This window comes from Magnetococcales bacterium (assembly GCA_015232395.1).
Classification (GTDB): Bacteria; Pseudomonadota; Magnetococcia; order Magnetococcales; family JADFZT01; genus JADFZT01.
Genome location: JADFZT010000109.1, coordinates 1 through 11438 on the forward strand (window position 1 = coordinate 1; position 11438 = coordinate 11438).

Annotated in this window: 10 protein-coding genes; 6 read left to right on the top strand and 4 right to left on the bottom strand. The window is 52.5% G+C overall.

What is annotated here, in order from left to right:
• Nucleotides 1-218: 218 nt before the first annotated feature.
• Complete coding sequence (locus HQL52_18635; GenBank protein MBF0371462.1) at nucleotides 219-1241, top strand: AAA family ATPase; 1023 nt, start codon at nucleotides 219-221, stop codon at nucleotides 1239-1241.
• Nucleotides 1238-1756, top strand: coding sequence for a hypothetical protein (locus HQL52_18640; protein MBF0371463.1), 519 nt, complete (start codon nucleotides 1238-1240; stop codon nucleotides 1754-1756). Before HQL52_18635 ends, HQL52_18640 begins: the two co-directional genes overlap by 4 nt.
• 68 nt (nucleotides 1757-1824) lie before the next feature.
• Here HQL52_18640 and HQL52_18645 read toward each other — a convergent pair whose 3' ends face one another.
• Nucleotides 1825-3243, bottom strand: coding sequence for an MBOAT family protein (locus tag HQL52_18645; GenBank protein MBF0371464.1), 1419 nt, complete (start codon nucleotides 3241-3243; stop codon nucleotides 1825-1827).
• 2 nt (nucleotides 3244-3245) lie between these two features.
• Nucleotides 3246-4340 carry a hypothetical protein gene (locus HQL52_18650; protein MBF0371465.1) on the bottom strand — a complete coding sequence of 365 codons (1095 nt, stop codon included), beginning with the start codon at nucleotides 4338-4340 and terminating at the stop codon, nucleotides 3246-3248.
• 229 nt (nucleotides 4341-4569) lie between these two features.
• On the opposite strand from HQL52_18650, the gene HQL52_18655 reads away from it, so the two are divergent.
• From HQL52_18655 to HQL52_18670, 4 genes are all read left to right on the top strand, one after another.
• Nucleotides 4570-5910 carry a (Fe-S)-binding protein gene (locus HQL52_18655; GenBank protein ID MBF0371466.1) on the top strand — a complete coding sequence of 447 codons (1341 nt, stop codon included), beginning with the start codon at nucleotides 4570-4572 and terminating at the stop codon, nucleotides 5908-5910.
• 38 nt (nucleotides 5911-5948) lie between these two features.
• Complete coding sequence (locus HQL52_18660; GenBank protein MBF0371467.1) at nucleotides 5949-7001, top strand: Tim44 domain-containing protein; 1053 nt, start codon at nucleotides 5949-5951, stop codon at nucleotides 6999-7001.
• Nucleotides 6998-8239, top strand: a complete 1242-nt coding sequence (locus tag HQL52_18665; GenBank protein MBF0371468.1) for a murein transglycosylase A — start codon at nucleotides 6998-7000, stop codon at nucleotides 8237-8239. The genes HQL52_18660 and HQL52_18665 overlap by 4 nt, the downstream gene beginning before the upstream one ends.
• A 185-nt stretch (nucleotides 8240-8424) precedes the next feature.
• Nucleotides 8425-9264: a transporter substrate-binding domain-containing protein gene (locus HQL52_18670; protein ID MBF0371469.1), complete on the top strand. Its 840-nt coding sequence runs from the start codon at nucleotides 8425-8427 to the stop codon at nucleotides 9262-9264.
• Here HQL52_18670 and HQL52_18675 read toward each other — a convergent pair.
• Together HQL52_18675 and HQL52_18680 are read right to left on the bottom strand one after the other, a co-directional pair.
• Nucleotides 9261-9710 (bottom strand): hypothetical protein, encoded by a 450-nt coding sequence (locus tag HQL52_18675; protein MBF0371470.1) that lies wholly within the window; start codon nucleotides 9708-9710, stop codon nucleotides 9261-9263. The two genes, HQL52_18670 and HQL52_18675, sit on opposite strands and share 4 nt — an antisense overlap.
• Before the next feature lie 58 nt (nucleotides 9711-9768).
• Nucleotides 9769-11438: hypothetical protein (locus HQL52_18680; protein ID MBF0371471.1), on the bottom strand; the 1670-nt coding region annotated here is incomplete at its 5' end.

The window sequence follows — 11438 nt, forward strand, 5'->3', positions numbered from 1 at the left end:
GGACCACATCTCCGCCCTGAGCAGCTATCTCCAAGCCCTGGCCACCCTGGATTTTGCCGTGGGCCGGGAATTTTCAGGAGCTGATACCCTCGCTATCGAGTGATCAAACAGCCTCTCCATTTCAGAAGGTTGGATCCCACCTTCACAGTGACATTTTATAACAATCTCCATATCATGGTGATCATGTAATCCTGGGAAATCAGACGGAAGGTGATGGCGTGATCACAAAAGTTCATTTGGAGAATTTCGGCCCGTTACGCAATATTGAGTGGGGCCAGTTGGGAAATATCAATTTAATCATTGGCCGGAATGGGACGGGCAAGACATTTTTACTCAAGGCCCTCTACTGCGCCATACGCTCTGTGGAGGCTTTCGGACGGGGAAATGATAACCGCCGTCTGGAGGAAATCCTGGCTGACAAGCTCTACTGGACCTTTCAACCGGAAAAAATTGGTGATCTGGTCTCCAAGGATGGAGATGGCCGACTGTCTTGCGATATGGATCTAGACAATAAACATCTATTCTATGAATTTGGTCGCAGTACAGAAAAATCCCTTAAAAAAATCCCCACCAACATCCAACCCGGGAAGAGACCTGCCAACTCCATTTTTCTCCCTGCAAAAGAGGTACTTTCGCTACATGGTATCATACTGAGAACCCGGCGCCCCGATCATCAGGAGTTCGGCTTTGACGACACCTATTTCGATTTGGCCAATGTACTGACAGACTTGCCAAGCGGTGGAAAAAATTTCCAGGAATTCAAAAATTCGAGGAAACAGCTGGAAGAGATTATCGGGGGTAAGTTGGAATTCGACGAAAAGAGAAATCGCTGGCTGTTCAAAAAAGGCCGCTCCAAATTTCCCATTGGCCTGACTGCTGAAGGCATCAAAAAAATCGCTATTTTAGATATTTTGCTCGGTAATCGTTACCTGACCCCGGAGTCGGTGATTTTCATCGATGAACCGGAATCAGCCCTGCACCCGGAAGCCGTATCCAAATTTCTGGACATCATCACCCTCCTCGCCAAACGAGGCGTGCAGATTTTCATGGCCAGCCACTCCTACTTTGTAGTCAAAAAACTTTACCTCATTGCCCAAAAGGAAAGGCTTTCCATCCCTCTTCTCCATGAAGCGGACGGGGCATGGCATCAGAGCGATCTGAAGGATGGGTTGCCGGATAACAGCATCATTGATGAATCAGTCAGGCTTTATGAAGAAGCCATAGACTTGGCACTGCTATGACCATTGAACCCATCATTGAATCAGGCATGACCTTTATCGGCTTTCCGGAAGAAGCGTGCTTTCGAATTGAAACAAGCACTGCTTATACACGCAGACAGCAAAACAGACCCATCCCTGAATTTTTACTGCTTCGGGATAGCCAAATCTGGATTATCGAAGCCAAATCAAGCTCTCCCAATCCCAACAACCCTGCCAGTAGAGAAAGCCTGACATCTTTCGCTGATGATATTGGTCAGAAGATGCACAATGCCATTCTGATGTTCCTTGGGCTTCATTTGGGCTGGCACGGACCATTTGGGAAAGAAATGCCAACGACCTTTCACAACCTTGACCTCAAAAAGACCCAATTCAAATTGATTCTGATCATCAAAGGACATAAAAAAGAGTGGCTTCCTCCGATTAATGATGCCTGCCGTACGGCTCTATCAAAAATCATGGGAATCCTGGGACCTCCTCCCTACACCGTTGCCGTCATCAATGACCAGATGGCAAAAAAACATAACCTCATCCAATAACACCACCCCTCTGATTTTCCACCGCTTCACCTGATGCGGAACATGGCCAGCCTGCCCCTTCACCAACCTCAAAACTGAAAATAGATGAAGGGTCTATATCCCAAAGGCACGAAGGAGAGCGCTACCCCAAAGGCTGCTCCCAACAGCACGCTGTAGAGCCTGAAGGGAATACGCTCGCTCAAGGCGGGCAGATCCCAGCGGGAGGCCAGCCAGTGGGCCACACCAAGAAGGGTCAGCACTCCGAAGGGATTAATCCCTAAATTTTCCACCCCCTGGGCAGAAAAAGTGAGATAGACCCGCAGCATCTCAAGAGCAGTCGAGAGATCCTGGGCGCGGAAAAAAATCCAGGCCAAAAAGACCCACCAAAAGGTAAAAACCATCCCCAGGGAGTGGCGGATGAATCCTCCAACCCCGTCCCCTGCCCCAACCTCTCCCCGGAACGAAATCCAAGCCCGATGCCCCACCAGCGCCACCCCGTGCAAGCCCCCCCAAATCACAAAATTCCACGCCGCCCCATGCCAGAGTCCCCCCAACAGCATGGTGATCATCACGTTGCGCATCGCCTGCAACCGGCCACCGCGATTCCCCCCCAGAGGGATGTAGAGATAATCCCGCAGCCAGGTGGAGAGGCTCATGTGCCAGCGCCGCCAAAAGTCGGTCAAGCTCGAAGCCAAATAGGGGGCGTTGAAGTTAACCGGCAGGCGATAACCCAACAGCCCCGCCGTGGCAATGGCCATATCCGAATAGCCGGAAAAATCGCAATAGATCTGCACCCCATAAAGCAAAATCCCCCCCCAGATGGCGCTGGCGGAGTAGAGTCCGGGATCGGCAAACACCTGATCCACGAAGGGGGCGATATTGTCGGAAACACCGGCTTTTTTGATAAAACCGATCAAAAACAAGGTCAAACAGCTCCGAACCGCCACCTTTGACCATCTTCGGGATTGATCCAACTGGGGCAAAAAGTGGCTCGCCCGCACGATAGGCCCCGCCACAAGCTGGGGAAAAAAGGCCACAAACAGCGCCACATCCAGGGGATTTTTACGGGGCTGAAGCTTGCCCCGGTAGACATCGATGGTGTAGCTCAAAGTCTGGAAGGTATAAAAGCTGATCCCTACCGGCAGGACAATCTCCAGGGTGGTGTGGTTGAGAGCCACACCTAAGGAATTAAACAGATCCACCAGCGAAGCGGCAAAAAAGTTGAAATATTTAAAAAATCCCAGCACCCCCAGATTGGTAATCAGGCTCGCCACCAGCCAGCCCCGCTTGCGCCCCTCATTGGCAGCCCCGGGGATCCTGAGAGCCGCCAGATAGTCCACCACCGTGGAGAGGAGGATCAAAGAGAGAAAGCGCCAATCCCAGGCGGCATAGAAGAGATAGCTCCCCCCCAGCAAAACCATCTTGCGCCAGGTATTGTTGCGCAAGCTCCAGTAAATGGCCCAGAGCACCCCGAAAAAAACAATAAAACGAAACTCCACAAACAGCATCGCTACCTCCCCCGGGCTTGCATGTCAGGACAGATTTCCTGGGCCAGAAGGCGGGAAAAAAGGCTCGCTCCCGGACGATTCAAGTGTCCCACATCAAAAAAATGGGACCAGTCGAAAAGCTCTGGCCACTTGTCAGGCTGGTTGAAATTCCAGGCGGGCAGATTGGGGTTTTCTTTGGCCGCTGTTGCCAGGAGGGGGCGGGAGGTCAGGTGGGTTACGTAGGATGGGACCATCACGATACCAGGCTCAACCGCCATCTCACGGGTGCGATCCAAAAGCGGCGCCAAGCGTTTATACTGGGCCGCCCCGGAACGCTCATCCACATCCCGATGGGCCCTCCCCCGGGTGAGCACCTTATCCCGATAGCTTTTGAGGTCACGCTGCAAAAACTTGTCGTGGCGCTCAGCAAATGAGGGGTGGGTTTCCGAATCAGTGGAGAGGAACCCCCTGTGGCTGGTATCGGTCAAGCGATAACCGTTGCCGCTTTTGCTGTTATCCATTGGAAAAAAATAGGCCGAGCCTCTGCCGATTCCCAGCTGCTCAAACAGAAACGAACCCAACAATCGATAGAGCCGAACCACCCGTTCCCGGGTGGCCAAAGGGGATTGCCAGAGATCTTTGGCTGCCAGGGGCAGGTTGGACCAGGTATTAAAAAAACGCATACGGTGGGAGCCCCAGTTCCAATCGAAATAGCGGGGCAGAGACATCTGACCAAAAAGGATCCATTGCAGACGCTTCGGTTGGCTCTCCCGGATGCGATCCAGCAGATAGAGCCCCTCCACCGGCGTCAGGAGATTGACCCCAAAGTTAAAGGAGCGCACCGGGCATCCCAGACTCACCATCTCTGAGTCAAACACCAGGGGATCGATGTTGCGATAGATGCGGCTGGTACCCATGAAGATCAGATCGATCTCATCCTTTTGGGTCAGGAATAGATCAATCTTGTCATCCATCACCCCCAGATGATCCGGCCCCGCCCACTCTTTCATGAAGCCGTTGAGGCTCATGGAAACCGCAAAAAGAGAGAGCAAAAAGAGGAAAACAGCCACCATCCCCTGCCAAATCCGAATCTGCTCTCCCCCCCCGGCTCCTGCCATCTGATTCCCCCTCATGGATCCCCTTCTCAGCACGACCTCATAGATGACCAACACGCGACCAACCAAGCCACACCATCCCCTCAATGGATCAATGGCCCTCCTCAACCCCAACAAGGACCATCTGAAAACGCTCTCAGAGAATGGGGTCACACATCTCCATCAACATGATAAACTTGCCATCAACCCCATCTGCTCTAGCGAAATGGATACCAACCCGAACCCCACGATCATGGCAGCCACCCCCACCCCACCTGTCGATCACCCTCCCTTTGCGACCCCTCCCCCGGATCCGGAGTTGGCGGGGGCGGCTCTGTGTACCCATTGTGGCTATTGCCTGCCGGTCTGCCCCACCTATCGGAGCGCCCTCAACGAGATGCAATCCCCCCGGGGCAGAGTCTCCATCGTGCTGGCTTTGCAAGGGGGGCGATTACAGGCAGAAGAAGCGGTGGCGGCTCTCTCCTATTGCCTCAACTGCCGCGCCTGCCATCCGGCGTGTCCTGCCAATGTGCAACCGGTACAGCTCATTCAAAAAGTCCGCTCCCGGGCCCCTGAAAAAACGCGCCTGTCAGCCCGACTGCTGCATTTCATCACCAACCGCCCCCGCTGGACCGCCTGGCTTGCCAAAATGATCCAATTTTATGGCCAAAGCGGGCTGCAATCCGGCGTGCGGCGTTTTCGGCTGCTGGTTTTTTCGGCCACCCTCACCCGGCTGGAAGGGCTGATTCCGCCATGGCGGGCACCGCTCACCCCCTTGGCCAATCCAGCATCTGCCTTTGAACCCCTCCCCTCTCCGACCAATCCCCGGCCCCGGGTAGGGTTGATGGCTGGATGTCTGGCCCGACTTTTTTATCCCGGGGTGGAAAACGCCAGCGTTCATTTACTCACCCAGATGGGCTTCGAAGTGGTGCGGCCCCCGGATTTTGGCTGCTGTGGGGCATCGGATCTGGAGGGGGGCAAGCGTGGGGATTTATTCAAAAAAGCCCGTTCGAACCTATTGGCCTTCGAGGCGTTGGAACCCCTGGAAGCGATCATCTGCGACAGTGCCACCTGTGCGGTTACCGCCCGGCAGTATGGAAAAATTTTGGCGGATGATCCCCAATGGAGAGATCAAGCGGAACGATTTTCCGCCAAGGTGCAGCCCCTCTCCCGCTTTCTGGCTCAAAACCATTGGCCCCGGCACCTTACCCCCCATGATCCCGGTTTGGGCGAACTGACTTTTCATGATCATTGCCAAACACAAAATGAATTGGGCACAATAAAAGAACCCCGGGCGCTTTTGGGGGCTCTACCTGTTAAACTGAAGGAACTGCCTCGGGCCGAACGCTGTTGCGGTGCCGGGGGAGAGACCATGATGCGCCATCCAGATGCCAGCCGGGAGATCCGCCGGGATAAATTGGCCGCCATCCAGGCAAGCCAAGCCGATACGGTCATCGGCGAAAATCCGGGGTGTTTACTCAATATCGAAGCGGGTCTTGTCCAGGAAAAATCCCCGACCCAAGTGCGACATCTGGCAGAAGCCCTTTGGGCCGCCATGAATAATCCGATAAAATCCAAATTTGAACAGCTATGAACGACCCCACACCATCCAAGGAAGAAATGAGGTCTGACATGAACACCACAAAGCTATTTTCCCTGTTTGCCATCTCCCTGATGCTGGGTTTTGCCGCCCTTTCGGTATGGCCCGATGATGCCGAAGCCCGCCGATTTGGTGGCGGCAGCTCTTTTGGCTCCCGGGGTTCCCGCAGCTTTTCCACCCCCCGACGCGCCACCACCCGTAGCGCTACCAGCCAGACGACCTCCACCTCCCGTAGCTCCACCTCCACCTCGGCTCTAGGCTCCACGGGCCGCTCCGGATTCGGCAGCGGGCTCATGGGAGGCATCGGCGGCTTCATGCTGGGAGGCTTTTTGGGCTCCATGCTCTTTGGCGGTGGTGGCGGTGGTGGTATGGCAGGGGCTGGCGGCGGCATGGGTGGCGGCATCGGCCTGCTGGAAATCCTCCTCATCGGTGGGGCGATCTGGTTTATCCTCCGCTGGGCACGCAAGCAGAAGGAAGCCACAGCCGGACCCATGGGGGGGCAGCAAGATTACCAACGCCAATCCCTGGAAGGGGGGGATTATGCCAACAACCCCTACGACGACAACGCCCCCCTCCCCGGCAGCTTTTCTACCGGAGAGACACCTCCCGACGAAATAACCCAAGGACTGGACCACATCATCGCCATGGATCCCAAATTCCATGAAGGTCAATTTTTGGAGGGAGCCAAGATGGCTTTCCAGCAGATTCAGGAGTCCTGGAGCGACTGGAGCGTAGATCGCCTGCAACCGCTGCTGACGGATCGGACCTGGGCAATGGTTCAAAAACAGGCCCAGGAAGCCAAAGAAGCCGGGCGTCGGGATATCATCGAAAAGATTCAATTTACCGATACCGTGGTTTCCGAAGCGTGGCAGGAGTCGGGGGAAGATTGGATCACCGTTCACTTCAAGGTCAACATGGTGGAATATTCCACCGACGTTGCTGGCAAGGTGACCGAGGGTGATCCCAGTCAGGCCCAGGATGTCGAGGAGTATTGGACCTTCACCCGTCCGGTGGGCAGCCAAAATCCCAACTGGAAACTCGCGGCCATCCAGCAGCCCGGTGAGGTGGCGAGGGCCAGCCAGTGATCGACAGCGCCCTACAGCGGTTTGTTTTTTCCTTTCTGGTGGTGGTGCTGGTGGCCTTTGGGCTGAAGTCCTGTTTCAGCCCACGGCCCCCCACCTCCCTGGAAGGAAAAGATCTCCCCCTCGCGCTGGTCCCCTGGTCTCCCCTGGAAAAACAGCTCCTGGGGAGCAAGGGTATCACCGAGTGGGGTCAGGCCCTGGCAGGGAGCGCCCGATATTATGCCAAGCGTAACCCGACGGCTGAATACACCTTTGGCAAGGAGATCGTCACCGCCAAGGCGTTGGCCAAGGCGACCCTGGCCCTCAGTGAAGTCGCCAAAAGTGGCGACAGCCAAAAGGTATTCGACCACCTGGGCCGCCACTTCCGGCTATTTAAATCCCCTGGCCGGGAAAAACAGAAAGATGTCCTGGTCACCGCCTACTATGAACCCCTCCTTCACGGAGCGCGCACCCCCTCGGAAACAAACCACTATCCCCTCTATCGCCGCCCCAAAGATCTCTTGGAGGTCAAGCTCTCCGACTGGTCCAACGACTATGGCGCCAAGCGTCTGATGGGGCGTCTGGAGGGGAAACGACTGAAACCCTACTTTGATCGTCAGGAGATTGATCAGGGGGGGAAGCTCAAGGATCAAGCCCTGGAGTTGGTGTGGGTGGACGATCCGGTGGAGGCTTTTTTTCTGCACATCCAGGGATCGGGCCGGGTGAAACTCACCGATGGGGAGACCATGCGGGTGGGGTATGACGGCGCCAACGGCAGACCCTACCGCTCCATTGGCAAGCTGCTGATTGATGAGGGTGAAATTCCCCGCAAGGAGATGAGCCTGCAAGCCCTGGAAAAATGGCTGGCTGAACACCCCAAGGAGCAGGATCGGGTGCTCAACTACAACCCCTCCTACGTCTTTTTCCGTGAGCTGGATGGCCCGGCTGTGGGCAATATCGGCGTCCCCCTCACCCCCAACCACTCCATCGCGACTGATTACCGCCTCTTTCCCAAGGGGGCTCCAGCGATTTTGGTGACGGAACTGCCCCGCTTTTCAGAGGATGGCCAAAAAGTGCTCCGGTGGGAGCGGGTCACGCGATTGGTGGTCAACCAGGATACCGGGGGGGCTATTCGGGGAGCGGGCCGGGTGGATCTTTTCATGGGGTTTGGCGAGGAAGCTGAACGGGCCGCCGGGATCATGAAACAGGCGAGATCGGAGCTTTATTTTTTGGCACCCAGAAAAATTCCGGCCATTCACTGAATTCACTGTTTCCATCATCACAAAAAATGGCTAACATATCGCTATTATAAACATGCTTCACAGCAACTGCTTGAAGATGCTTTTATTCCACAGTTATTCCCGCACCCTGATCCCCGTTATTCCGACCACTTGATCACTGTTATTTCCGTATCTTGATCAACGTTGTTGCGGAAGGTATCGACTTTATGCGTGGGAACGGCACACCGACTTCCCCATCAAAGTGGCTGACTTACTGGAGAAACAGCCTCCTGTGGGTTCTGCTGCTACTCCCTCTCCTGGCCATTCCTGCGCATGCTCAAGAAGCCGAAAAACTCCCCCTGGCCACGGTAGAATTCCCCCCCTTTCACTTTGAACGGGAGGGCAGGGTTATTGGTTTCATCACTGAAATTGTTGAGGCGGGTCTGAGGCGGATTGGCTATCAACCGGAGATTCAGATTTACCCCTCCAAGCGGGGTAAATATCTGGCTGAAAGAGGGGATCTGGCGGGCATTTTTGCTTTTACCATCAATCCGGAGCGGAAAAAGTCCTACCTCTTCAGCCGCCCTTTGGGCTGCATTCGAGATGTCTTTTTCAAGCGAAAGAAGGATGATATCGCCTGGGAGACGCTATCGGACCTCTCCCCCTATCTGGTGGGGGCGACCGAAACCTACAACTATGCCCCGGTTTTTTTAAACGCCATGCGCTCCGGACATTTTCAAAGCGACCTGCTGATCAACAGCCATCCCGAGCTGCTCCACCTGCGCAAGATCACTGCGGGCCATATCGATCTGGCCATCTGCGAACTGAGCGTCTGCTCCCACCTGCGCAATGAAAACGCCCCGGAGTTCGACACCCTGGATTACATCCCCAAGGTGATTGGCCCGGTGCGGGGTTTTCATCTGGGTTTTTCCCGGGCTTGGCCGGAGGCTGACACCTTACGCAAACGCTTTGATCAAGCAGTCATCGCGCTGAAAGAGGAAGGGGTTGTGGCTGGCATCTACCAAAAATATGGCATCGCGCCATGCCTTCGAAAATGGCCTTATTAATCCTGATCTAGTATTGAAGGAGCCTTAATCTCTCGCCTTGATTCACCGAAGGCTGCTCCCCTCATTCTCGAAGCAGGCTTAAAAACGGACATACTCCCAAGCTCGTTTCTCTTTTTGAGGCTTTTAATCTCCAGAGTCAAATCATACTTATCCTCTTCGTATTTTTCCTTGATGGACTTGATCTCATCCCTGACCTCCTTTCTGATCTCATCTCTGATCTCATCTCTGATCTCATCTCTGATCTCATTCTTGATTTCGTCCCTAAAATCTTGTATGTTTATTTTGGTAAGGTGTGGTGAGGCGTGATCGTGCTCTTCTATCATTTTTGTACTTTCTTTGTTGGCAGAAGTCAGCGCATCGCTTCGTGACATTCCGCTTGCTTCATTCAGATCGTCAGCTGAAGCGAGTTTAGACTTACCACCACTCTCCATTTTAGTATTCTTCATCCCCCCCCCTTATTTGCACATCAAAAAAACTTATTGGCCACTAATATTTTTTTGTACACTAACATATCTCACAGGTTTTGTCAACAGAATTATGTGCATAGCGCAATTGGGTTTGAATATGTGCTACTGTTTTGAATTGAAACAAATCTCTACGTAGAGATTTTAAAAATGAAGGGTCAACTTTACTCGCATCCAAGGTAAAGTCCATATCACCCGTTACATCATATATCTGAACCTCCTTATATTCGTTTTTTTGAAGAATGCATTTTTTGAACTCCTCTTTAAACTCATCTGTTGTTCTACGGAGACGCATATGAAAAAAACATGACATATTGCTTTTCCGCCAGCTTTTCGCCTTTACTTCATCATCTGGCAGAAAGCTGGCTGCGATATGGGTGTTGGTTTTTTGTACAAGAGGATGATCTTGTAACCAAGCTATAATATCTAGACTATTTCCGACCTGCTCAGGCTTTAGAAGTATAACTAAATCCTCCCAACCACTTGACAGAAAAACGCCTCGGAGAGATTTTGCAAAGGAAGTTTGCGGTTCAATACTGGAAGGAATATCAGCACTAAGAACTTTGCTAAAAAGCCAGTTAAGAAATATTGACCGCATACCAGCGAACCACAGGCCAACCAAAACAACAAACGTAGCATCGTTAAAGGCAGGGTTTTTTACGATTGGTAATTGTTTGAAGTGCCTGCTGTTTTCATAGGGAAACAAAACCCGTCTCAACACTCTTCTTCTTGCATAGTATGGAAAAATTCGATTTTTGGATGTCTGACCAACCGTGGAGTCAGCTGGTGTATGAATAGACATGGCTGGATCTCTTGCCCCTTTGACGCCATCGGTAGGATCATAATAATCCTGCAGTACAATTCTGCTATACCGTCCAAGCATGGCCTGATTGTAATTTCCAGGCCACTCCTTGTCTAAATAATGATCAAGCGGTGCATCCTTAACTCTTGCTGGCGGGGCTAAGACCAAGAGATCCATCAAATAGGTGGACCGATGGTTTACTTGGGTCTGCTCCCCATCTCTGGACAGCACCTCTTTGTAAGATTTGAACAGGACATCTTGGGGTTGCATAAAAACACCCTGAAGAGGTGTCAAAGCTCGTTTCAGAGAATCGTAGTCATCTGCAGACTCCAAACACTCATTAGTAGAATCAATTTTTGAATATTGAGAAAGTTCCTTTAAATTACTGACTCTATTATATTGACATTCCCAACCAAGTCTTGTTTCTTCTGGGTCCAGACTTAAACAAGGAGTAACTTCCTTGGACAAAGTTTTCATCCAACTGGAACGTGCTTTTTGTTCGACTGCAAATTCAATCCTATTTGGCGGGGTCGTGTGAAGAAGATAGTCCTCCATAGCATAGCAGGAGTAAAGAGCTGGGACATGACCAATCCAATCAAGACGCCATGGCAGATCAGAAGCTCCAAATGGAATAGCGTTTTTCACCTGAAGGTTGAGACCTTTTAGAGAAAAATGTGACTCGAGGGCAGAGTAGACAGGGTCGTTTAAATCAGAAGCTGCAAACTTTTCCTCCAGAGTTGCTGTTACCCGCTTTTCATAAAGAGAAATAAGTGCAGGGGAAAGCTGCTGCTGCCAAATAAACCATGCAGGATCAGAGGCCTTTTTTGGAGATTTAACCAATTTCATTGATTTCAGGAAGCTGGCTGCGACACTTGCTGCATTCATATTTTTTGCGACAGCCCTTACCA

What these genes read in the sequence shown, in the direction of transcription:
- HQL52_18660 (MBF0371467.1), top strand. Translation starts at nt 5,949, where the DNA reads ATGAACACCACAAAGCTATTTTCCCTGTTTGCCATCTCCCTGATGCTG.
- HQL52_18675 (MBF0371470.1), bottom strand. Translation starts at nt 9,710, where the DNA reads ATGAAGAATACTAAAATGGAGAGTGGTGGTAAGTCTAAACTCGCTTCA.
- HQL52_18640 (MBF0371463.1), top strand. Translation starts at nt 1,238, where the DNA reads ATGACCATTGAACCCATCATTGAATCAGGCATGACCTTTATCGGCTTT.
- HQL52_18655 (MBF0371466.1), top strand. Translation starts at nt 4,570, where the DNA reads ATGGCAGCCACCCCCACCCCACCTGTCGATCACCCTCCCTTTGCGACC.
- HQL52_18670 (MBF0371469.1), top strand. Translation starts at nt 8,425, where the DNA reads ATGCGTGGGAACGGCACACCGACTTCCCCATCAAAGTGGCTGACTTAC.
- HQL52_18645 (MBF0371464.1), bottom strand. Translation starts at nt 3,243, where the DNA reads ATGCTGTTTGTGGAGTTTCGTTTTATTGTTTTTTTCGGGGTGCTCTGG.
- HQL52_18650 (MBF0371465.1), bottom strand. Translation starts at nt 4,340, where the DNA reads ATGGCAGGAGCCGGGGGGGGAGAGCAGATTCGGATTTGGCAGGGGATG.